Origin of the sequence: Actinomyces faecalis, from assembly GCF_013184985.2 — a bacterium.
Lineage (GTDB): Bacteria > Actinomycetota > Actinomycetes > Actinomycetales > Actinomycetaceae > Actinomyces > Actinomyces faecalis.
Window position 1 is genome coordinate 187,359 of sequence record NZ_CP063418.1, and the last position, 24,732, is coordinate 212,090.

Genomic DNA, 24,732 nt, shown 5'->3' on the forward strand with positions numbered 1-24,732 from the left:
CTCCGGCATGCTTGGACATGTCCCGTCCCGCATGCAAAGGAGCATCGATGAGGCTGCCACGTTGGGTGCGCCCAGTTTCCCTGGCGCTCGCCACGGTTCTCGCCCTACCGGCCACCACGTTGGTGGCCAACGCGGTGGAGACCCCGTTAGCCGGTCCCGCCGTCATCACAGCGAACGGACTGACCGTTCGCGTCTCTGACGCCTTCCCCCAGGTTCTGGGGTATACCTACGCTGGAAAGACCTTCGGAGCCAACGAGGACCCGGTGACCAGCGTCCTCATTGACGGTGCTGAGCGCCCGGTCAAGGAAGTCTCCGCATTTCAGAAGGATGGCGCCCAGGTTGACTACACGGTGCGCTTCGAAGGCACCGATGTGGTCATGAAGGCCACTCTTGTGGCTGAGAATGTCACCTCCCAGCAGGCTGGGACCAAGGGCGCGCTGCGCCCGTCCCTGACCTTCAGGATCACCGAGCTCAGCGGAGCCCACACGGTTGAGATCCCTGGCCTGGGGCTGGCCTCAATCTCCTCAGCGTCCGCTGACAACCAGTTCGCCAAGGCCACCACCAGTACCACGCGAGATACCAGGAGCTCGGCGGACTCCATCGGATCCCTGACGGCTCAGACCCCGGCCGGTCGTACGGGCAGTGCCTACACCTTCCTCTCAGCTGATGGGATCGCCGTTGGTCTGGAGACCAACGCCACCGCCTACAGCCCGGACGGTAAGACGGCTGGGACTACCGGGAACTTCAACGGCCGGTGGACCAACGACGTCGTCGCCAAGGACGGTGCCACGGTCATGTCCGTCCAGCCCGGCCAGTGGACCTATCGGGGAGCGGCTGCCACCGACGCGATAGGAGACGATCCGCGCCCCTACGCCACAGTCGTCTTTGCGGCGGACGCCAACAACGATGGTGCCGTCAACTGGCAGGACGGTGCTATCGCCTACGCGGACATCGCCGAGGAGATCCGTGGCACTGAGTCCAACCACAACTGGGTCATCACCCATATTCCCTTCAACTTTGCCTCCCAGGCGACGCACCCCTTCCAGCGCACGGCCGACGACGTCAAACGCGTCTCCCTGGCCACTGACGGACTGGGGCAGCGGGTCATGCTCAAGGGCTACGGCGCTGAGGGCCACGACTCTGCACATGTCGACTACGCCAACAACATCAACAACCGCGCTGGTGGTGAGGGCGGCCTGAAGGCGATGCTTGACGCCACCGAGGATGTCAACGCCATCTACGGCGTGCACGTCAACGCCACCGAGGCCTACGGTGAGTCACAGGACTTTGGCACCCTGCCCTTCACCGGGGGTCGCGGCTGGAACTGGCTGGGACAGTCCTACTATGTCGATCTCCACCAGGATCTTGGCAGCGGCGCGATTGTCAAGCGCTTCCAGGACTTCCGTGACGAGTTCCCACTCCAGGAGTACCCGAGCTTCCGCTGGATCTACCTCGACGTCTACTACGGCTCGGGATGGACGGCTGACCGCCTAGGCCATGAGCTCAATGAGATGGGTTGGGAGATTGGCTCGGAGTGGAGCGAGAAGTTTGAGCGCTACTCCACCTGGTCCCACTGGTCCAATGACGAGAACTACGGTGGTCACACCCTCAAGGGGATGAGCTCGGAGATCATCCGCTTCATCGACAATGCCCACAAGGACACCTGGAACCCGAACGTGGTCCTGGGCTACCCCCAGATCGTGGACTTCGAGGGGTGGACCGGGCACCAGGACCAGGTCGCTTTCTACCGCAACCTGTGGGGGAATAACCTGCCTGCCAAGTTCCTTCAGGCTAGCCGCATCATGAGCCAGACCTCCGAGGATGTCGACGGCGGCAGGAGACTGACGTACACCTTCGCCAATGGCACTGTGGGAACGGGTGTGACCACTGTCAACAGCGAGACCGCTGGTAACCAGGTCAAGACCGTCACTGACGCCGACATGGCTGCCTCGCGCTCCCTGACCTACGACGGCGCCCAGGTCCTCAACGGCACCTCCTACCTGCTGCCCTGGACTGACAACGGCACCGAGGCCGGTGCGCCGCGCCTGTACTACTACAATCCGGACGGCACCGAGAGCACCTGGACGCTGACCAACGCCTATAAGGACCAGGGTTCCCTCGCCCTGTACCGGCTCACTGACGCCGGCAAGGTCAAGGTTGCTGACCTCCCTGTCACCCATGGGCAGGTGACTATTCCGGCCTCGGCCTACGCGGACGTCCCGGCCTCGGAGTACTCGGCCACCGCTTTCGTGCTCTACCCGGCCTCCACGCCGTCGGCGGTCACTGCCCCCAGCTGGGGCGAGGGCAGCTTCCTGGTCAACCCAGGCCTTGACGGTGGGCTGGAGGGCTATGCCACCACTGGTGACGTCGTGGCCACCACGGACGCCCAGCGTGACCCGATTGCACGTCTGGGTGCAGGGGAGTCCTCGCTCAGCCAGCAGGTCATGGACCTGGCGGCCGGCACCTACCAGGCCAGCGCCTGGGTCGAGGTCGGTGGTGGGACCGGGACGCGCCCGGTGGACGTGAGCGTGTCTGGTCAGGGGATAGCTCCGGCACTGTCACAGCAGCTAGGGGCCTGGCAGGAGGCCACCGTTGACCAGCCCGTGACGACGGTCTTCGAGAACTTCGAGAACGTCACTCAAGGCTGGGGCATCTTCGTCAAGGGGAACGCGGGCGGATCTACTGACCCGCGTACCGTGATGGCTCCGCTCAACGCCCCGTGGACCCAGAAGGGCGCGACGATGCCTGATGGCAGGACCAAGCCGACTGATGACGTCATTGGTGGGCACTGGTCGCTACGCTCCCACGAGGAGAACAACGGGCTGATTTACCGCACCGTCCCCCAGACGGTCAGCTTCGCTCCAGGCCACCGCTACCGCGTGTCCTTCGACTACGAGAACGCGTACAACGGTTCCTACAACTGGATCACCGGCTACACCCGTACCGGTTCCCAGGGGGCGAGCGACTACGTCGTGGACCGGACGGTTATGCCACAGCGCACCACCGCCACCCGCTTCGAGTCGGAGTTCACGGCTGGAGCCTGTGGCTCCTACTACGTTGGTCTTGAGCGGGGGAACGCGAACGGCCCCTTTGACGATTTCACGATCGACAACGTGCGCGTGGAGGACCTGGGCGAGGTTGACAACGTCCCCGGTTGCCTTCTGCCGTCGGTCTCCTTCGCTCAGGCACCGCAGGCAGGTCAGGCCGTCACGGTCAGCGCCGTGCTGACCAATAACGGTGACTCCGAAGCCACCAACCTGACCGGATCCCTGAGCCTGCCTGCGGGCTGGAGCGTCCAACCCGCCTCTGTCACGGCCGCCTCCCTGGCTCCCGGAGCCCAGACGCGTATGACCTGGACGCTCACCGCTCCTCAGGACAGCGCTGGCCAGATGGTCCGTGCGGCACTGACCGTGGGATACACCGCGGACGGGCAGGAGCATGCTGTCGTTGGCAGCGCCCAGGCACAGGTCCTGCGCTCGGTTCACCCCAACGGCATGACCTATCTGTCTGACCTGCCCTTCTCCACGGTCTACCAGGTGAGTAACGGGTGGGGCCCGGTTGAGCGAGACACCTCCAATGGTGAGAACCAGGCCGGTGACGGAGCGACCATGACCCTGCGCGGTACGGAGTACGACAAGGGCTTGGGTGCCCATGCCTACTCCCGGGTAGCCTTTGACCTCAACGGTCAGTGCCACACCTTCGCCGCCACCGTTGGCGTTCAGGATGGCAGGGCTGGGTCGGTCTCCTTCAAGGTCAGCGCCGTCACCGGCGTCGCTAGCGGTACGCCGCAGCTACGTACCCTCCAGGAGACTGGGGTCCTCAGGCAGCAGAGCGACCCGGTTGAGCTCTCGGGTGATGTCACCGGTGCTGACGCCGTCCTGCTTGAGGTCTTTGACGGTGGGGACGGCAACGGTTCCGACCATGCCAACTGGGCCAATGCTCGCGTGGCGTGCGGCACTGGATCGATCGATGGTCCGGCCGGTGGCCAGGAACCGGTAGCGACCGTGGACTACGATGGCCCGCTCACACTCGTGGCGGCTCCGGCTGCCTACTCCGCCAACCCGACCGATCTGATGTTCGATAAGAACCCGGCAACCTTCTATGACAAGAACTGGGCCGGCAGCGTGGCACCGCACCCCTCGGACATTGACCTGGCGCTCCTGCCCAGTGCTGAGGCCACGAGCGGTGAGGCTCAGACCGTCCAGGGGATCTCAGTGCTCAGTCGTGCGGGCCAGGCCAACGGCCGGATCGCCCGTTACGAGGTCTACGCCGGCCAGGACGCTGGCAACATCACCACTCTGGTAGCCAAGGGGACGCTGCCCAACCAGGAAGCCGCTCAGAAGATTGTCTTCGATAAGCCGGTGGAGACCAAGTTCCTACGTCTGCGGGTCCTCAGCTCCTACCGGACCAAGGAGACTGAGCCTGAGGGCCTGCTCGCCGTCGCCGAGCTGGGTCTGCTCGCCCCGGACCTGAACGCCCCTGAGCCGAAGGATCCGGAGACCAGCGACGGTGAGGGCTCACACGAGCCGGACGCCGGGGAGACGGACACTGCGGCACACACTGGCCCGGTGACGGTACGCACCGACGCCGGACCCGCCCTGGGCCAGGATGACGCCGTCGTGACTGCCGCGACCACGGCCGGTGCCACGGGTACGGTGACCACCTCGATCAACCGCTCGACGGCACGCAACTATGTGGCCGCAGACCAGAAGCACGGTTCTTACTTCCAGCGGGTGCCGGTGACCTTCACTGTCCCCGAGGGAGGTGCCACCGTGACGCTGATGGTCAAGGCAGGTCAGGGCGACGCCCAGGTTCTCGTCGACGACCTGCGCCTGGTGTCAATCACGCCCGCGGTCAACGACCTGTCCGGAGTGGACTGCTCCGTCTCGCCAGTACCTGAGCAGTGCACCTCTAGATGGGCTAACGCCACGCTTGCTGAGCGACTGGTGACGGTCTCTGCCCGGGAGATCGCCAGCGAAAGTGTCCTCCAGCCCGGTGCCTTCGACCCGCTGCAGGCTGGCGTGCGTAACACGGCAGGTGTAGGCGTACGTGACGTAGTTGAGGACGAGCCCGCCTATGACGGTGCGCTCGATGTGACCGCGGCCAAGCCCGGGGAGACGATCACCGTCACCGGACAGGGCTGGCGCGCTGGCGAGCAGGTCACCTTGCTGCTGGATGGCACCCCCGTCCCGCGTGCCGCGGATGACGCTGCGGTGGTCTCCCAGGTCGCAGGTGATGATGGCACTGTCCGTTTTGAGTGGACCGTGCCTGAGGGCCTGGCTGGTGGCTCCCACCTGCTGAGCCTGCGAGGTGGTGAGAACAGTCGGATCAAGGACCTGCTGTTCGTTGTTGTGAAGCCTGCTGGTGTGCTCAGCGCCACCGAGGCACAGCCTGGTACCACGGTGAACGTGGTGGGTACTGGCTGGCAGCCTGGTGCCACGGTGACGCTGGCGGTTGGCGAAGACAAGGTCGAGGGCGCCTCGGCGGTGGTAGACAAGAACGGCTCGGTCACTGTCCCATGGACGGTACCGGCGGATGCGACGCCCGGTTCGGTGACACTGACCATCAGTGATGGAAACACGAGCATCGATCTGGCACTGACCGTTCTGGAGAAGACTGAGGAGCCTGGTGGTTCGGATGAGCCGGGTACTCCTGGTGAGCCTGGTGGTTCGGATGAGCCGGGTACTCCTGGTGAGCCTGGTGGTTCGGATGAGCCGGGTACTCCTGGTGAGCCTGGTGGTTCGGATGAGCCGGGTACTCCTGGTGAGCCTGGTGGTTCGGATGAGCCAGGTACTCCCGGCGAGCCCGGTGGCGCGGGTGAACCCGGTACCTCTGATGGGTCCAGCGGTTCGGGTGAGGCCGGAGCTACCAGCCAGCACCCCAGTGACGGCAGAACTGAAAGCGGTACGCCTACCAGGCCCGTCAAACGGGGCGGGTTCTCGCTGGCCAAGACCGGTGTGGCAGGCCTGGGCCTGCTCGCCGTGTCGCTGATGGTCGGCAGTGCGGGTGTGCTTCTCACCCGTCAGCGTGAGGACTGACTGGTTCACGATCCAGTCCCCCTGCGCCTGATCGGTGGGATGGTGGACTCGGCCTCTGGACTGAGACTGAGGCTGAGTCCACCATTCCTGCCTGTTGAGTGTCCGCGTCCTGCACCGGGGTATTCGAGCCGCTGGGATGATCCAGGTAGGCTTCACACAGGCCGAGCCGTGAGGGGCTTTGGCACAGTGAGACGAGAAGTCACCAGCGTGATGAGGACCTATGGCACAGCGAAACATGGACGACGACGGCCAGCCTCGCTACGGCCAGCGGGTGACCCCGGAGGAGCTGGAGCAGATCCGACGCGAGCAGGGGCTTGAGCCTCCGCCAGCCCGTGCCCCCCAGGGGGACGACGAGCAGAGGTGGAGCGCGCAGGCGTCCTCCCCGATGCAGCCGGGCTGGGGCAGTGAGGCCAACCCCTACGGCTACACAGGACAGCGTCCTGCTGCCGTGGGCGGGGCGCCGGGTGCCCCGGCGCCAGGCCAGCAGCCACCGGCCGGTGGCTGGTCCTGGCAGCAGGAAGCCGACCGCCAGCCCCGCAGACGTCGGTGGGGCATGCTCGTCACCGGCCTGGTCATGCTCATCGTCCTCCCGATCGCGCTGGGGGTGGGGGCCGTGCTGACGGTGGTCAGCGGGTCCTTGTCCACCGGTTCCGTGCTCACCGAGTCCGGCGAGGTCTACCTCGACCAGGGGCAGGCTGTGGGTCTGTACAGCTCGGACGCCTCGGTCTCCACGGAGCAGTGCTCCGTCACGGCTCCCTCCGGTGAGGCGGTGGAGGTGACGGCCATCGGCCAGGACCTGCCCTACGCGAGCCTCACGGCGCCTGAGTCGGGGAGCTACACGGTCTCCTGCCCGGCCGGGACGCAGGGCGTCATCGTCGGACCGGCGCTCAACACCGACCGGATCGTGCCGGCCGGGGCCATGCTGCTGGGCGCAGGAGTCTGCGCTGTCATCGGGCTGGGCCTGACGATTGCCGGCCTGGTGCGCCTGACCCGACGCCGGTAGAGGCTGGCTCGGCCAGCCAGATGGCCGGCTACGCGAGCAGGAACGTAGCGGGCCTGATCAGCCCAGCCGCCTCCAGGCAAAGGTGTGGATGAGGGCACCCACCCAGGCGCGCTGGGCGTTGGTCGAGGCGCGGCCGTGCCCACCCTCCGAGTTCTCGAAGTAGGTGACGTCCTGTCCCATGGCGAGCATCCGGTAGGCCATGGTGCGTGCGTGCGCCGGATGGACACGGTCGTCCCGCGTCGAGGTCACCAGCAGGACCGGCGGGTAGCCCACGCCCTCGCGCAGCAGGTGGAAGGGCGAGAAGGTACGGATGAACTCCCACTGGTCCGGGTCGTCCGGGTCCCCGTACTCGGCCTCCCAGGAGGCCCCTGCCAGCAGGTGGGTGTAGCGCTGCATGTCCAGCAGCGGGACCTCGCAGACCACCGCTCCCACGAGCTCGGGGTACTGGGTGAGCATGTTGCCCACCAGCAGCCCGCCGTTGGAGCCGCCGTGGACGGCCAGGCGTTCGGGGATTGTCACTCCGCGCTTAACCAGGGCACGGGCGACCGCAGCAAAGTCTTCGTACACCCGGTGCCGGTTCTCCTTGAGACCGGCACGGTGCCAGGCCGGACCGTACTCGCCTCCGCCACGGATGCCTGCGATGACGTAGGTGCCGCCGCGCTCCAACCAGGCCTTACCGGTCACGGCCAGGTAGCCCACGCCCATGGGGATCTCGAAGCCGCCGTAGCCATAGAGGATCGTGGGCGCCGGACCGTTCGTGGGGCGGCCGACCTGGAAGTACGGGACCCGCGTGCCGTCCGTGGAGATGGCCACGTGCTGGGTGGCGACCACGCCGGTGGCGTCATAGCGGCTGGGGGCCTGCCGCAGTACCTCGGTTGAGGCCAGGCGGCCGTCCGGGCCGAGCGAGCCCAGAGCCAGGGTGGTCGGCTGGGTGAAGGAGGAGATCGTCATCCACAGATCGTCGGACTCCAGGGAGTCGACGGCGCCCGCGGCCAGGTCCACCAGCGCACGTCCCGGGCGCAGCAGCGTGGGATCAGGGTCCCCGCCGGCGGCACCGTCCGGGGCAGGCGCCGGCGTCGAGGGCGTGAGGGCGGTGGGGTCCAGGTCCTGCCGGTCCCACGGCCCGTCTGTCGCTGCGCCCGGCTGTGGGGGAGTGAGCACCTGGAGGGAGGCGACGACGTCGTCGAGCAGGGACAGGACCAGGTGGTGGGCGGTGTGTGTCCAGCCCTGGAGGAAGGCGGAGGCGGTCGGCGTGAACAGCGTGGTCAGGTGGCGGTCGCCGTCGAGCCAGGCGGCTAGCGGCGCGGCCAGCAGGCTGCCGGTCGGGTAGGTCTGCTCCGGGGTGGTCCAGGGCTCGCGCAGGTGGATGAGCAGGTAGTCCCACGCTGCCGAGACCTCGGCTGACTCGGGGACCTCGATGAGGCGGGCGCCCTCGGCGCTGACGGTCGAGGCGCCGTCGGGCGTCCTAGACGCCTCCTCGGCCGCGAACCTGGTTGCGTCGTCGGGCAGCAGCCAGGTGCGAGAGGTGTAGAAGGTTATCTGCTCGCTCAGCCACGTGCGTCCCTGACGGTCGCGGGCGGCGCCGGCCACCATGGAGGTGGGCGGGACGCAGAGCAGGACCTCGGCCTCGGCCAGGTCCTGACCCCGGCGCGCCCGGCGCACCTGGCGGGGGTAGCCGGAGGTCGTCAGGCTGCCCGGTCCCCAGTCGGCGGTCACGAGTACGCTCTGGCCCTCGTCGTCCGCCCAGGTCATCGAGCCCTTGGAGGAGGAGCGGTAGAAGCCGCCGTCCGCGGGGTCGATGAAGGTCAAGGTGTCCAGGTCGAGCTCGCGTGTGACGTCGGTGTCTGAGCCGCCGTCGGACAGGTCAATGAGCGCGCGGTGGCCGGCCAGGGGACCTGTGCGCAGGACGCTGGCGCCGTGCCACACCCAGGTCACGCCCTCGGCCTGTCCCAGCGCGTCCAGGTCCAGCAGGATCTCCCACTGGGTGGTGCCACCTGCCTGCGGGCCGCCGGCACGGTAGGAGTCCCAGGTCGTGCGACGCCACAGACCGCGAGGATGCTCAGCGTCAGTCCAGAAGTTATAGAGGTAACCGGCAGCCAGGCTAACACCAGGGATCTTGTCGGTGGAGTCGAGGATCTCCTCAATGCCCTCGCGCAGCTGCTCGAAGATGGGGTCAGTCTCGTAGACGGCGCGGGTGGTGTTGTTACGCACATCGACCCACGCCAGGGCCTGCTCACCCTCGACCTCGTCGAGCCAGGCGGGGACCTCCGGCAGGCAAGGGGCGGGCGAGGAGGCGGCTGCCCCGGCGGAGGCCTCTGCCTGGGCGGGCTGGTGCGGCGTCGTCGTCATGGGGGAAGTCCACCACGGGGCCGCCCGCTTGGCGAGCGGATAGCCCCGCCTGTGAGCATGTAGCCCGCAGGCGCGCACTCAAGGGCATTCCTCCATGATTGGCCCCCGGTCGATCTGTCTGATCGCCGCCACGATCTGTGCGGGCGCGTCCAGCATCATGAGGTGGCGTGAGTCCGGCACCTCGTGCAACGTGACGTGGACGAAGGCCTGGCGTAGCGCCTCCTTCTGCGCCCTGCTCGCATAAGGCGGGGCCTGGAGGACGACGGCGCAGGTTGCCGCAGGAGCATCCTGGCGCCGACGCAACCGGTCCAGGTCGTCAGCCTGCTGACCGTAGGACAGCCACTCACCGGCTCCGGCCGCCAGTGCGGCACGCGAGTCCCACGCACCCGCCCACTCCTCTGCCACCACCTCGTGAGGGCGATGGGTCTGGGCGCGCAGGCCAGCCTGAAATCCCCTCCGCGCCAGGTGGCGTACCGGCCGCAGCGACAGCCCGTGACGGGCTGCCTGCCACAGGGGACCGGTCAACCCGGGCCGTCGGTTGGAGGAGACCAGCAACGAGGGGTCAACCAGGACGACGCCGTGGACGAGTCCCGGGCGTAGGCGTGCCAGGACCTCGGCCTGGAAGGCAGCCATCGAGTGGGCCACGACCGTCACCGGGCCCAGAGCGAGCCGGTCCAGGGCCGTCGTGAGCACCCGGACCTCGCCCGGCAGCGTAGGTAGATCGTGCCGGATGGTGCCGTGGTAGCCGGGGCGGTCAACGGTGACGATCTCACGCTCTGGTAGCGCCTGCCAGACCCTCCGCCACCCGCCGGAGACCAGGCCCGCACCGTTGAGCAACAGCACAGGTGCGGGACGCTCAGACCCCACTGGCGACGCCACGCCATCGCACTGCGCAGGACGGCGATACCTGAGGATGTGCTCCTCAGCTTTCCAGATTGCCCAGCACTGGCTCATAGGGACCCATCATCCAGTTGCCAGGCCAGCCACGCCACCCACGCCGAGCACAGAAAGACCTGGATGGCCTGCACCACCCCATGGGTGCCCAGTGCAACCCAGGGAGCGATGGCGCTGGTGAGCATGAGCAGTCCACACGCGGCGCCGACGCCCGCGACCACCAGGGCGGTGCGCGACCAACCTCCGCTCTCCACAAGAGCGGCCAGCACCAGGAGAAAGGTCGCTAGGAAGGCCAGACCGACGCACGTCGAGGTCACCGCATGCAGATCCCGGGCCAGGCTCGGCGTCGCCTTGCACACCGCATCGTGGCTCTCGGCGCAGGGCAGGGCAGCCACACAGTCCAGGGCGGTGGACACGGACGCCACCCCCAGGGCGCCGGCTGTACGGGGTGCCCAGCGTCCGAGCCAGGGCCACCAGGCCCATTGACCACTCCAGGCGACGACGGCGAAGAGCAGCGCGCTGACCAGATCCCCGCCACGGAAGAACCAGAAATAAGGTTGGTCAGAGGCGGCGAGCTCGGACAGGTACCCGGTCATCGCCCGGGGGTTGCCGTTCAGTGGCCAGGCCAGCCACGTGTTGTAGGCCAGGATCACGCCGATGGCGAGCATGCGTGCCTGAAGCCGCCTAGGACGCCGCAGACCGTGCGGGTTGGGCGGTTGAGAAGACTCAGCGGGTCCAGAGGTCTCAGTGGGGTTGGCGGGCGGAGTGGGCTCAGTGGGCCCGGTGCCGGACCATGACTCGCTCACTGGCCCGGCCTGACCAGCGGGAAGGTGATGGTCTCGCGGATCGAGGTACCGGTCAGCATCATGACGAGGCGGTCCAGCCCCACGCCCAGGCCTCCGGTTGGGGGCATCCCCTGCTCCAGGGCCTGGAGGAAGGCCTCGTCGAGCTCCATCGCCTCCGCGTCCCCACCAGCGGCCGCCAACGACTGCGCCGTCAACCGCTCGCGCTGGAGGACGGGGTCCACCAGCTCGGAGTAGGCAGTGCCTACCTCTGAGCCAAAGATGATGAGATCCCAGCGCTCGGCGAGCCGCGGCAGGCTGCGGTGCGGGCGCGTCAGCGGTGAGGTCTCGGCGGGGAAGTCAGTGAAGAAGGTGGGCTGCGCCGTCGTCCCCTCAGCCAGGTGCTCATAGAGGTGCTGGACCATCGTGCCCCAGCCCCAGGAGGGGGCATAAGCCAGACCCAGGCGGTCAGCAAAGGCCCGGAGCGTCTCCAGCGGCGTGCCCACATCCACCGGCTCGCCCAGGTGCTCGGCCACGGCGTCGCACACGCTCACCGTGCGCCAGGGGGCAGCCAGATCGATCTCATGCTCAACCCCGCCCACGGTGCCGTGGATGAGCGTGGTCCCCAACGCCGCCTTTGCGGCACGGACGGTCAGATCCTGGACGACCTCCTTCATCACGGTGTAGTCGGCGTAGGACTGGTAGGCCTCGAGCATCGTGAACTCCGGGTTGTGGGTGGCATCGGCACCCTCGTTGCGGAAAGAGCGGCCGATCTCGAAGACGCGGTCAGCCCCGGCCACCATGAGCCGCTTGAGATAGAGCTCGGGAGCGATACGTAGGTAGAGGTCGAGGTCGTAGGCATTGATATGGGTGCGGAAAGGACGCGCATTGGCCCCGCCGTGGACCGGGTGGAGCATCGGGGTCTCCACCTCCAGGTAGCCGCGGTCTAGCAGCGTGGAGCGCACGGCCTGGATGGCGTGGGAGCGAGCCATGAGCATCTGGCGGTCACGGGGTGAGGTGATAAGGGCCAGATGGCGCTGGCGTACCCGGGTCTCCGGGTCCTGTAGGCCACGGTGCTTGTCCGGAAGCGGACGCAGGGCCTTGGAGGTCATGGTCCAGGAGGAGACTAGGAGACTGGGTGTGCCATTGCGCGAGGCTCCAGGACGCCCGGTGATGGCTACCTGGTCCCCGATGCGCACCAGGCGGCGGAAGGAGTTCAGGGGCTCCTGACCAGTACCGGCGGCGTCAATGAGGAGCTGGAGGTCGGCGCTCCAGTCACGCACAGAGGCGAAGATGACCCCGCCATGGTCACGCAGTGACATGACCCGACCAGCCACCGTCATCGGTGGGCTGGGCCGGGAGGCCGGGGCGTCGTCGTCGGGTATGGTGCCGACGGCGGGCTGCTCTGCGCAGGCTGCGAGCGCGGCGGCACAACTGGCCGTTACGGTGACCGAGGCAGGATAGGGGTCGACGCCGTCGGACAGCATGCGCGTGCGGGCCGCCAGGCGCTCACGGACCTCGGTGGGCACGCGTGGTGGGCGGCGGTGCCCTACGGCTCCGGCAGTGACAGTGAGCAAACGCTCGGAGTCCACGTCGCTGCGGCGCGGCTGCGCACCTGTGTCTCCTCCCAGGCCGGCCGGGAGGCTGACGAAGCCCTCAGCCACGCCCATGGCCAGGGAGGCACGAGGCAGGTCCCCGGCGTCGGCGTAGCAGATCAGGCGTGGGAACCAGTCGGGGCTGTACTTCTGGTTGGAGCGGTAGAGCGACTCCAACTGCCACCAGCGTGAGGCGAAGAGCAGGATCTTGCGCCACAGGCTGAGTACGGCACTGGCGCCAATCTTCGCCCCCTGCTCGAAGGCGGAACGGAAGACGACGAAGTTGAGTGAGACCTGGTGGATGGACAGCTCGGAGCCGGCGGCCATGAGTGAGGAGACCATGAGCTCGGTGACACCGTTGTCAGCCAAGGGGTGGCGGCGCATGACGTCCAGGCTCAGACCGTCGGCGCCCCAGGGTACGAAGGAGAGCAAGGCAGCGACCTCGCCGCGCTCGTCGCCGTCGGGGAAAAGCGCCTCGACCATGACGCACTGGCCGTCGGAGGGGTCGCCCAGGCGGGACAAGGCCATGGAGAAGCCGCGCTCCGACGCGCCGCCAAGCCACTGATCGGCCAGGAAGGTCAGGTGCGCGAGCTCCTCAGCCGGGATCTGGCGGTGGCGTCGGATACGGACGGTGTAGCCCAGGCTGGTGACGTGCCGTGCCGCGCGGCGTACCTCGGGCAGCTCCGCCAGTCGGAAGGACGCGGGACGCAAGATCGCCTCGTCACCGATGCGCATGGCCTTGAGCCCTGCCCGGACGTAGGCCCGGGCGCCGGCCTCCGAGGCGCCGATGACGGCTGGCGCCAGGCCGTAGTCGGAGGCGTGGGCCACGAAGGAGCGGGCGGCGGCAGGCCATACCGAGGGATCCCCGAGGGGGTCGCCGGAGGCTAGGGCGACGCCCATCGCCGAGCGGTAGACGACGCCGCCATGCTCGGTGAAGATCGCCGATTTGTCTCGGCGAGTGGCGAAGTAACCCAAGGAGTCGGTGGGGCTGTCCGCGAGTAGTGAGCGGATGCGCCTCTCCTCCTCGGCACTGATCTGGGTGGCTTTGTGCTGGGCCTGCATCATGAGCCACAGTGCGGCCAGCGCGCACAGGGCCCAGCCCAGACCCATGGCGCTAAAGAGCCAGTCGGGATCGTGGCGGCCGGTGAAGAGACGCAGGACCTGGTGGAGGCCGACCCCGTTCAAGATGAAGACCACGTTGATGCCGATGACAGCGACTGCGGTGGAGCCGAGGATGAAGACGCTCAGTGCGCGCTTGTAGTCACCAGGCTGGGAGCGCACCGTGTAGTAGCGGCGGTGGCGCAGTAGTGCGGCCAGGATGATGAGGAGGATGAGGACATTAACGGTCAACGCGCACAGGAGCCACGTGGGCACCGTGTAGTGGGCTGAGAGTGCGGAGCTCGGTTCAAGAGAGACGGAGTCAGGGACGGTCAGCGCGAAGACAAGGAGCAGTGCGTAGAGGGCGAGGAGGACGGTGGCGATGACCGTGGTGACGATCCAGGCCAGGCGCTTGCGTCGTCCTAGTCCGGCAGCGAGCAGGATCGTGACGATGGCGGAGAACCAGTCGATGATCGGCAGGGGGATGAGCCAGGTGAAGATGATGTCGAGAGGGCGATCCACCCAGGAGACGGAGCCGAGGACGGTCTCGATGATCGCCAGGGCAGCCGCGATGTACAGGCCTGTGGGCAGCAGCCTGCAGGCCAGTGGGGGTTTGTGGCGGGCAGGGCTCATCTTTTCCTTCTCCAGTGGTCGATCATCGGCTGCCGTGGGCGGCTTGAGGTCGCGCTCCGATTGCCGGTCAGTGGCAGACTGGCGAGCGTCTGGGCCTTGACGGGGTGCTGATATGCGGTCCCTGCGGGCTCGTGAGGTGCTCTTATGAGGCGTTGGCAGCTGGTGCCTGCGTATGACGACAGGCAGGCTATCGGCACGCTGATGCGCTGTCCTCGTGCCGAGGGATGAGGCGGCCGTGGGTGGGAGCCTCCGCCTCAGGGAGGAGCAGTGTCCCAGCCGACCGCCAACGCCCGGATCGACCACGTATGCCTGGGCCGACTGCGGTATTCGCGTGAATATAGTGGTCGGCCCAGGCGTGGGTGGTCTGTGGAGGTTTTGGTGGTCCGTGGGGACGGCCCCGTGATGAACCAGGTGATGGGACCGACAGGCCATTGCCCGGGCTCCACAGGTCGCCCTCGCGACACCCTCGGAAGGGTCTGTCCACAGGGGGCGAGCGGGATAGGAGCCTTAACCGTCACGCTTGGAGCATGGTGAGTACACCGATCTCAATTGAGCTGACTCGAGAGCTCTTGGACAATGGCCTGAGCCGTTATGCTCTGGCGCAATCGGCTCGCGAGGGCACTGCTGACCTGATGCGCCTGTGCCAGGGGGCGTATGTGCGGCGAGTTGATTTTCGGGAGTTGAACGGCAGCCAACAGCATCGTGTGCGCGTATGTGCTCTGCATCTAACCGGTCGTCTCCGCCCTGGTGCGGTGCTCGCGCGGGAGTCAGCCGCCGTCGTCTACGGCATCCCGTTGATCGGTCCTCTTCCTGAGCGGGTTCAGTTGGTCAGAGTCGGGCGCACGGGTGGGAGGCGGACGACGGCGACGCGCACCTTGCCTGCCCCTGATGACTATGAGGTGACCGAGAAAGATGGCCTGCCGATAGCCAGTGTTGCCCAGACCCTTGTTGATCTGGGTCGACGCCGCTGCCTCGCCTCGAACCTGACCAGCCTGGACCATGCGTTGAGGCAGGGATGGGTCACGAAGGAGCACCTGCTGGAACTCATTGACCGCCATCCCGGTACCAGGGGCAACGGCCCTGCGCGCCGGTGGATTGAACTGGCAGATCCGCAGTCAGAGTCTCCGGGGGAGAGTCTGAGTCGGGCGGTGATGATTGAGAACCATCTGCCACTGCCTGAGCTTCAGCACAAGGTGGTTGATGAGCGGGGAGCGTTCCTCGGTCGGGTGGACTTCATCTGGCCCGAGCTTGGCGTGATCGGCGAGTTCGACGGGAGGGTGAAGTATGGCCGGGAGCTGTCGAGAGGAAAGATCGAGGATGTGATCGAACGGGAGCGACGGCGAGAGATTGCGATCGAGCAGACCACGGGGATGCGGCTGGTTCGGTGGATGTGGGGCGACATATGGGGCAGCCAGCATATGCTCCAGCTTCTCGCGGATGCGGGTGTCCGGCCAACGCATTGACCTTGCGGCAGAATTACCTGTGCCTGTACCGACCACTAATGCCTGGACCGACCGTGTAAATTGCGTGAATACCGTGGTCGGCCCGGGCAATGGTGGTCGGTGGAAGCATTGGTGGTCGATCGCGTCCTGTGCTGCACCATCCCCAGTGTGGCTCAGGTCGACTCATGTATGCGGGGCGGCGGCACCGCGAACACATGGAGGCAAACGGTGGAGGCGTAGATGGCGCCTCAGCGCTGGCGGCATCACGCGCACGTCGAGGGAGCAGAGAAGGCCTGGGTGGCACCCACGGGAACGGAGGACGTCACGCCCGCTCCAGGAGAGAACATGAAGTTGAGTGGAATAGACTCAACCTTGCTTCGGTTGGACTGATCGGAGACCCGCGAGACCCCACTGGGGACCGGGACCTCACCGCCACCGGTCGACGGCGCTGCCACCACGCAGCGGCTGCCGACGGCACGCGGAAACCCAGCCCGGCTCCCTCGCCAGGACCCGCGAGCCTGATCAACGTGAAGGAGATCCACATATGGACACGAACTACACCACCCGATCACAGGAGGCCATCAGCGGTGCCATGCAGGCCGCCGCGGCCGCCGGCAACCCGCAGGTCGACACCGCGCACCTGCTCAATGAGCTCCTGGGGCAGGAGGACGGCGTCGCACTCGGCCTGCTCGCCGCTGTCGCCCCCGACTCTTCCCAGGCAGCCACCATCCGCACCACCGTGGGCCAGCAGGTCCGCCGCGTGCTAGCTCAGCTGCCGGCCTCGTCCGGCTCCTCGGTCAGCCAGCCCCAGCCCTCGCGCGCCCTGCTCGCGGCGCTGGAGGCCGCCTCGACCGAGGCCAGGCACCTCAAGGACGAGTACATCTCGACCGAGCACCTGCTCATCGCTCTGGCCTCAGGCAGCCCGTCCAACGATCCAGTCGCCCGCATCCTCGCCGAGGCTGGCGCCACGGCCGCCGCCCTCCGTGACGCTCTGCCCAAGGTCCGCGGCAGCGCCCGCGTCACCTCGCCCAACCCCGAGGGCACCTACAAGACCCTGGAGAAGTACGGCACGGACCTGACCGAGGCCGCCCGCGAGGGCAAGCTCGATCCGGTGATCGGCCGCGACTCCGAGATCCGCCGCGTGGTCCAGGTCCTCTCCCGGCGCACCAAGAACAACCCGGTGCTGATCGGTGAGCCGGGTGTGGGCAAGACGGCGGTTGTCGAGGGCCTGGCCCAGCGCATCGTCGCCGGGGACGTCCCCACCTCGCTGCGCGGCAAGCGCCTCATCGCGCTGGACCTGGCCGGCATGGTGGCGGGAGCGAAGTACCGCGGTGAGTTCGAGGAGCGGCTCAAGGCCGTCCTGCAGGAGATCAAGGACTCCGACGGCGAGGTCGTCACCTTCATCGACGAGCTCCACACGGTGGTCGGTGCCGGGGGTGGCTCCGAGGGCGCCATGGACGCGGGCAACATGCTCAAGCCCATGCTGGCGCGTGGTGAGCTCCGGCTGGTCGGCGCCACCACCCTGGACGAGTACCGCGAGCGGATCGAGAAGGACCCGGCGCTGGAGCGTCGTTTCCAGCAGGTCTTCGTCGGCGAGCCCTCGGTGGCGGACACGGTCGCCATCCTGCGTGGCATCGCCCCCAAGTACGAGGCGCACCACCAGGTGACGATCTCCGACGGTGCCCTGGTGGCTGCTGCCCAGCTCTCCGACCGTTACATCACCGCCCGGCAGCTGCCGGACAAGGCGATCGACCTGATCGATGAGGCGGCCTCGCGCCTGCGTATGGAGCTGGACTCCTCGCCGGTGGAGATTGACGAGCTGCGTCGACGCGTGGACCGCATGACCATGGAGGAGTCCTACCTGGCTGACTCCTTGGAGGAGCCGGGTGAGAGCGACCCGGCCTCCCTCGAGCGCCTGGAGAAGCTGCGGGCTGAGCTGGCTGATGCCACGGAGAGGCTCACTTCCCTCAACGCCCGTTGGGAGGCGGAGAAGGCGGGGCACAACCGCGTCGGTGAGCTGCGGGCCCACCTCGATGAGCTGCGCACCAAGGCTGACCTGGCCGAGCGCAACGGTGACTTCGAGGAGGCCGGGCGTCTGCGCTACGGCGAGATGCCGGCCCTGGAGAAGCAGATCCGTGACGTCGAGGCCTCCGAGGCCGCGGCCGAGACGGTGGTCGGCCCGGACGGCGTGGAGCGCGCTGCCAACGAGCCGATGATCGCCGAGAAGGTCGGCCCGCTGGAGATCGCTGAGGTGGTCGGCTCGTGGACCGGGATCCCGGTCGGCAAGCTGATGCAGGGTGAGCAGGCCAAGCTCCTGCAGATGGAGCAGGTCATCGGTGAGCGCCTCATCGGCCAGAGGAAGGCGGTGGCGGCTGTGGCCGATGCGGTGCGTCGTTCGCGCGCCGGCGTGGCCGACCCGGACCGCCCGACCGGCTCCTTCCTCTTCCTGGGCCCCACGGGCGTGGGCAAGACCGAGCTGGCCAAGTCTCTGGCGGACTTCCTCTTCGACGACGAGCGCGCCATGGTGCGTATCGACATGTCGGAGTACTCCGAGAAGCACTCGGTGGCGCGTCTGGTCGGAGCCCCTCCGGGGTACGTGGGCTACGAGGAGGGCGGCCAGCTGACCGAGGCCGTGCGGCGTCGTCCCTACTCGGTGGTGCTGCTGGACGAGGTGGAGAAGGCCCACCCTGAGGTCTTCGACATCCTCCTGCAGGTCCTCGACGACGGACGCCTTACGGACGGCCAGGGCCGCACGGTGGACTTCCGTAACGTCATCCTGGTGCTCACCTCCAACCTGGGCTCGCAGTTCCTCATTGACCCGATCATGAGCCCGCAGGAGAAGGAGCACGAGGTGATGACCCAGGTGCGTGCCTCCTTCAAGCCGGAGTTCCTGAACCGCCTGGATGACATCCTCATCTTCGACGCGCTGAGCAAGGAGGAGCTGGGCCGCATCGTCCAGATCCAGCTGGACAAGATGCAGGGGCGCCTGGCGGACCACCGCCTCACGCTCACCGTCACTGACGCGGCACGCTCCTGGCTGGCGGACGAGGGCTACGACCCTGCCTACGGGGCGCGCCCGCTGCGTCGCCTGGTCCAGCGCGAGATCGGCGACCAGCTGGCTCGCATGATCCTGGGGGGCCAGGTGCTTGACGGCCAGGAGGTCGTCGTGGACGTCAGTCCCGAGGGTGCCTCGGCCGGGCTCGTGCTCTCGGCCCGTGGCGAGGCCTGGGCCCCGAGCGCGGCCAGCGCCGTGTGACGGCGCCTGTCAGGGCCTGAGCGACGATGGCGAAGCCGGGTCCCCGGTCCGTAGCAGTCCGTACCGCTGTGGGCAGGGAGGGGCTGGCTGGTCGCTGACCGGCCAGCCCCTCCCTGCTGGCCGGTGGGCGGCGCCGGTGCGTCGAGGCCAGGTGTCGGGGCGGCGCGCAGGGCGTGCTCACAGAGGGGCTGCCGGGTGAGATGGGACAATGCTGTCATGACAGCCTCGCAGTCCTCAGGTCCCGTCTCTGCCTCCCAGCCTCGACGTCGAGGGCCAGGACGGCCGCCGGCGGGCAGCGAGGACAAGCGTGAGCGGGTGCTGGCCGAGGCGGTACGGCTGTTCGGGGCGCACGGCTACGCCGGCACCTCGCTGGCGGACATCGCGGAGGCGGCGCAGATCTCGAAGGCGGGGCTGCTGCACCACTTCTCCTCCAAGGAGGAGCTGTTCACCCGGGTGCTGGAGCGGCGCGACGAGGAGAGCAACGAGGCCTTCCTCGGTGCCGTGGACTCAGGTGACCCGTGGAAGGTGCTGGACGCCTTCGTACGGCTCGTGGAGCACAACACCCGTCACCGTGAGCTGGTGGCGATCTACACGGCGACGGCGGCGTCGGTCATGGATACCGACCATCCCGCCCACGCCTGGTTCGCCGGGCACCTGGAGGCCTCGGTGACAAGCATTGAGAAGGCGTTTGAGCTGGGGAAGGAACGGGGACTGGTGCGGCCAGACGCGCCGTCGCTGCTGATCGCCCGGACCCTGACTGCGCTCAGCGATGGCCTGCAGATCCAGTGGCTGTGCTCGACGACGGCGGGCAGTGCGGCGAGCAGGGCCCTGGCTACGCGGATGGTGGAGGAGATCCAGCTGTACGTTGATGGGCTCAAGGAGCGATGGAGGGGGAGATCAGGAACGAGGTCCTAGGCGGGGGAAAGCGGGGGGGGGTGCTTCATCGTTGGAATTACAGGGATTTCTATGAGGCTTGTGTCACAACGTGGGCTGAAGGTCTCATGTTTGGCGTCGATAAGCTACCCTTCTAGCTAGCCGTAGCATCCCTGCTGCGGCAGGTGAATGAGGTGACTCGTCCCAACGGTTGACTGCGGCTCGTAGTCTGACCTGCATTCCCTTCCCGAACACGAATGGTTGATCGAATGAGAACTTCCTTTTCTGCTCTGCCGCAGCCAACGCTTCTGCTGCGCCGTGGCAAGTCCTTCGCAGCGGTCGGGGGGGGGGGTTGCTCTAGCCCTGTCCTTGGCGGCCGGCACTAGTGTCGCGCTCCCCGCGCTGATCGACCCTCCAACGGCTGCGGCGGCGGTAACGCCTCCTACGGTCGACGAAACTAACGCCCGTGTGATCGAGGCCGACGCGATCGCGAATGGCTACATCTCGAGTGGCACTGACGCCACGAACGCCAAGTCTGTGCTCTCTGGTGGTGCATGGATCGTTGACGAGGGAACGCCTGCATCATTTTCCAACGGTCTGACCGCTGTTCCTGAGGGAACGGTCGTCTATATGCAATGGATGGATGCTGACGGGTCCGTTTCCCCCATCTATAAGACCGTGACTCATGACAACGTGGATACCAACGGTGATGGTGATCCCACCGGCTCCTATGCCTTTGACCTGCGCACGCCGTGGAAGGATGCTGCTGGGAAGAGCCACACCTATACGGCCAAAGATGGACAGTACTATCGGCTGTGGATCCAGGACTTCAAGACCGCTCAAGGTAATACTGCCACGATGTTCCGGCAGGCTGGCGGCTTCTTCCCGGGTTCCTATGTTAACTCTGTGACGGGTTCCAACCTGGGTCAGTTCCCGCTCATCGGCACGAACATGCAGAAGACTGGTGTCTACATGTATGTCGAGGACACCGGTGGCTACATGACTCGTCCGACCGACGAGTGGACGGATGGCACCTGGACCGGGGGCTTGACCGGTAACCGGGCTATTGAAGGCACTGTCTGGTTGGAGACCGGCGCAGGTGACTACGCCAACTCAGCAACAGGGCCGAACAACAACCCCAAGGATCCTGCGGCTGTTGGCTACAAGGTGGTCTTCTCGGCACTCACCTCTGAGGGAGCCGTAGCCTACGAGGCGGAAGTTGCTTCGCTTCCGGTTTCCGAGCAGGCCGACGCCGCTAAGAAGCTCCTGACTGACCACCCGGAGTACATCTCAGCCACCGTCTACACGACGACGGACGCAGAGGGTAATTACAAGCTCAATTTCCCTGAGGGTACCTATAACCATAACTACCTCTATGGTTTTGTCATGAACCCGGCGGGGGAGATCGTCCAGGGGTACTCCTCGTACACGAGTCCGCTCTTCCGCGAGCCGAACGACAACCTGTCGTGGACTCCGCAGACTGCCCCCAGCGCTCTCATTAGCTCCTGGTTCAACGTCAACTTCGCCCTCGTTCCTAGCACACAGGTGAACCTGGACGTGACGAACTACGACGTCACGGATAACCCGGCGACCAATGGGGACACAGCGAAGCTAAACGTCACGGGACGGACGCTGTCTCCGCTCTACAACAAGATTGAGTGGGTTGACTCCAATGGTCAGGTCCTCGCCACGTGTGATGGTGACGGAGCTGGGCTGAAGACTCTGACCGAGGCGAATGCGTGCACGTTCACGGTGCCCGATGAGGTGAAAGACAAGACCGTCATCACGGCACGTCTCGTGGCGGGCGACAACATCGTGGCAGCCGATTCTTTCATTGTTCTCAAGGACACTGACAAGGACGGTATTCCTGACGCAACGGATTCTGATAAGAACAACGACGGCAAAACCGACAATGACGATACGACCGGCGACGGTCCTGATGACGGAGCGGTGACGGCTAGGACCCAGTATGTGACGCACGGCGTCAAGATCGATGGCGTTGCCGTCAACTCCAACGGCAACAACAGCGACAATGGCGCGGAGCTTCCTGAGGGGCTTCGGGACCTCGTTGTCACGCTGACGGCCAAGACCGACATGGTCTACACCGATTCGATCGGCAACGAGATCAAGGTTCCAGCTGGAACCGTCTTCACCTCGGGCAAGAACTCAACCTGGGTAGGTACGAAGGACTTCCCGCTCGTCCAGAACTTTGGTCGAGCAGTTTTCCCCGAGGGTGAGTACGAGGTCGGTATCTCCGGTATCGCTGAGGGTTCTGGATACTCCGTTAACCCGAAGACGAGCGACCTGATCGATGGCGGCACTGTGACCATTACCGGTAGCACCCCGAACCTTTTCGTCGATCTCGTCGCGCCGACTGATGCTGATCAGAATGATCCGTCGTACAAGCCTGGTTCTGGTAAGCCGGGTGAGACGGTGACGGTCGAGCAGACTGGTGACAAGGACCTGCCTGAGGGGACGAAGTTCACCTCTGATGACCCGAAGGTCTCTGTTGATGAGAAGACCGGCAAGGTCACGGTGACGGTTCCTGATGACGCCACTCCTGGTGACACGATTGAGTCGACGATCACGGTGACGTACCCGGACGGCTCCAAGGACACCACGAAGGTGACCGTCACGGTTACCGCACCTGATCAGACTGATGCTGATCAGAATGATCCGTCGTACAAGCCTGGTTCTGGTAAGCCGGGTGAGACGGTGACGGTCGAGCAGACTGGTGACAAGGACCTGCCTGAGGGGACGAAGTTCACCTCTGATGACCCGAAGGTCTCTGTTGATGAGAAGACCGGCAAGGTCACGGTGACGGTTCCTGATGACGCCACTCCTGGTGACACGATTGAGTCGACGATCACGGTGACGTACCCGGACGGCTCCAAGGACACCACGAAGGTGACCGTCACGGTTACCGCACCTGATCAGACTGATGCTGATCAGAATGATCCGTCGTACAAGCCTGGTTCTGGTAAGCCGGGTGAGACGGTGACGGTCGAGCAGACTGGTGACAAGGACCTGCCTGAGGGGACGAAGTTCACCTCTGATGACCCGAAGGTCTCTGTTGATGAGAAGACCGGCAAGGTCACGGTGACGGTTCCTGATGACGCCACTCCTGGTGACACGATTGAGTCGACGATCACGGTGACGTACCCGGACGGCTCCAAGGACACCACGAAGGTGACCGTCACGGTCGAGGACCCGGAGCACCCGGCGACGCTCGACCCGAAGCCCGCGTACCCCGAGACCGTCGCCCCGGCCGGCAAGACCACCACGGTCACGCCGACCAACGAGGGTGACGAGTACCCGGAGGGCACCCGCTTCGAGATCGACCGGAGCTTCGAGGCTCCGAAGGGCTACACCATCTTGGTCGACCCGAGCACCGGTGTCCTGACGGTGACCGTCGCCCCGGCCGGCAAGGACGGTGCGGACGCTGAGTCCGTGACGGTTCCTGTCAAGGTCACCTACCCGGACGGCTCCGGCGCGATCAACGACTCCGTCAACGCCGTGATCAAGCTCGACACCGATAACGACGGCATCCCGGACGAGACCGACGATGACGACGACAACGACGGCGTCACGGACGAGCAGGAGAAGAAGGACGGCACCGACCCGAAGAACCCCGACACCGATGGCGATGGCGTCAACGATGGTCAGGAGAAGAAGGACGGTACCGATCCGCTTAACCCTGACACTGATGGTGACGGCTTGAGCGACGGTGAGGAGAAGGAGCTCGGGACTGACCCGAAGAACCCCGACACCGATGGCGATGGCATCAACGATGGCGACGAAGTCTCCGGTGAGAAGAACAAGGACTGGGACGGTGACGGTAAGGGCGACCCGACTGACCCGACCAAGGCTGATTCTGACGGTGATGGAGTCAACGACGGTGACGAGGTGAAGAACGGTACCGACCCGAACAACCCTGACACCGATGGTGACGGCCTGACCGACGGCAAGGAGAAGGAGCTCGGGACTGACCCGAAGAACCCCGACACCGACGGTGACGGCCTGACCGACGGTCAGGAGGTCAACGGCGGGGACCACAACCCGTTCGACAACGACGGTGACGGTAAGGGCGACCCGACCGACCCGCTCAACCCTGACACCGATGGTGACGGCATCAGCGACGGTGACGAGGTCTCTGGCAAGGGCAACAGTTATGACGGAAAGCCCACTGACCCGAACAAGGCCGACACTGACGGTGACGGTCTGAGCGACGGTGACGAGGTTCACCGGACGGACGGAGAGGGCAAACCCGCTCCGACTGACCCGAACAAGGCCGACACCGATGGCGACGGCATCAGCGACGGTGACGAGGTCAAGAACGGAACCGACCCGCTTGTGCCGAACGTGGATTCCGCACAGCCGACTGATAAGCCGACCTCCGGTAAGAAGGTATCGGCGAAGAAGTCGCTGGCGAAGACCGGTGCTGCTGCGGGCCTGACCGCTGTGGTTGCCGCCGGCCTGGCTGGTCTGGGTGGTGTCCTGGTGCGCCGTCGTCGCACCGAGGAGGACTGATCCTGACGCGGCTGGCTAGCTGCCTCAGCTAGTCCTGAGCCTTCACGGGTGGCCCCGGGAGCACACGCTCCCGGGGCCACCCGCCGTTTTGCCGGAGGACGAAGCGTGCAGGACGAGACGCGCCCCCACGTGCCGGGGACCCTCGTGGCGGCGCGCGGCCGGCAGAAGACGCGGCTGAAGGGCCTGCCTGTACCCCGCGCGGCTCGGCGGCGGACGCGACGCGGCTAGGCCGTACAGAC

The 24,732-nt window shown here is 66.3% G+C and carries 10 protein-coding genes; 6 read left to right on the plus strand and 4 right to left on the minus strand.

The genetic code is table 11. The features are described 5' to 3' along the window. Window positions 1-47 precede the first annotated feature (47 nt). Together HRL51_RS00725 and HRL51_RS00730 are read left to right on the plus strand one after the other, a co-directional pair. Window positions 48-6,038, plus strand: a complete 5,991-nt coding sequence (locus tag HRL51_RS00725; protein ID WP_194256529.1) for an endo-alpha-N-acetylgalactosaminidase family protein — start codon at window positions 48-50, stop codon at window positions 6,036-6,038. A 220-nt stretch (window positions 6,039-6,258) separates the two neighbouring features. After that, window positions 6,259-7,041: a hypothetical protein gene (locus HRL51_RS00730; protein ID WP_172120547.1), complete on the plus strand. Its 783-nt coding sequence runs from the start codon at window positions 6,259-6,261 to the stop codon at window positions 7,039-7,041. 57 nt (window positions 7,042-7,098) lie between these two features. Here the strand turns inward: HRL51_RS00730 and HRL51_RS00735 are convergent, their stop codons facing one another. From HRL51_RS00735 to lysX, 4 genes are all read right to left on the minus strand, one after another. Continuing rightward, on the minus strand, window positions 7,099-9,390 hold the full coding sequence (locus HRL51_RS00735; protein ID WP_172192819.1) for a prolyl oligopeptidase family serine peptidase: 2,292 nt from the start codon (window positions 9,388-9,390) through the stop codon (window positions 7,099-7,101). A 78-nt stretch (window positions 9,391-9,468) separates the two neighbouring features. Beyond that, window positions 9,469-10,233 (minus strand): alpha/beta fold hydrolase, encoded by a 765-nt coding sequence (locus HRL51_RS00740; RefSeq protein ID WP_172120545.1) that lies wholly within the window; start codon window positions 10,231-10,233, stop codon window positions 9,469-9,471. A 107-nt stretch (window positions 10,234-10,340) separates the two neighbouring features. Further along, window positions 10,341-10,952 (minus strand): DUF998 domain-containing protein, encoded by a 612-nt coding sequence (locus HRL51_RS00745; protein ID WP_172192817.1) that lies wholly within the window; start codon window positions 10,950-10,952, stop codon window positions 10,341-10,343. 134 nt (window positions 10,953-11,086) lie between these two features. Beyond that, the gene (gene lysX, locus HRL51_RS00750; protein WP_172192815.1) at window positions 11,087-14,392 is read right to left on the minus strand and encodes a bifunctional lysylphosphatidylglycerol synthetase/lysine--tRNA ligase LysX; all 3,306 of its coding nucleotides are present in this window, start codon (window positions 14,390-14,392) and stop codon (window positions 11,087-11,089) included. A 527-nt stretch (window positions 14,393-14,919) separates the two neighbouring features. On the opposite strand from lysX, the gene HRL51_RS00755 reads away from it, so the two are divergent. From HRL51_RS00755 to HRL51_RS00770, 4 genes are all read left to right on the plus strand, one after another. After that, a complete protein-coding gene (locus HRL51_RS00755; RefSeq protein WP_172192813.1) occupies window positions 14,920-15,855 on the plus strand; it encodes a hypothetical protein in 936 nt (311 codons plus the stop codon). Window positions 15,856-16,378: 523 nt separating this feature from the next. Beyond that, window positions 16,379-19,090 carry an ATP-dependent Clp protease ATP-binding subunit gene (locus HRL51_RS00760; RefSeq protein WP_172192811.1) on the plus strand — a complete coding sequence of 904 codons (2,712 nt, stop codon included), beginning with the start codon at window positions 16,379-16,381 and terminating at the stop codon, window positions 19,088-19,090. 216 nt (window positions 19,091-19,306) lie between these two features. Then, a complete protein-coding gene (locus tag HRL51_RS00765) occupies window positions 19,307-20,005 on the plus strand; it encodes a TetR/AcrR family transcriptional regulator (RefSeq protein WP_172192809.1) in 699 nt (232 codons plus the stop codon). A gap of 426 nt (window positions 20,006-20,431) precedes the next feature. After that, entirely contained in the window at window positions 20,432-24,493 is a 4,062-nt protein-coding gene (locus tag HRL51_RS00770; protein WP_194256530.1) for a Rib/alpha-like domain-containing protein, read from the plus strand. Window positions 24,494-24,732 lie beyond the last annotated feature (239 nt).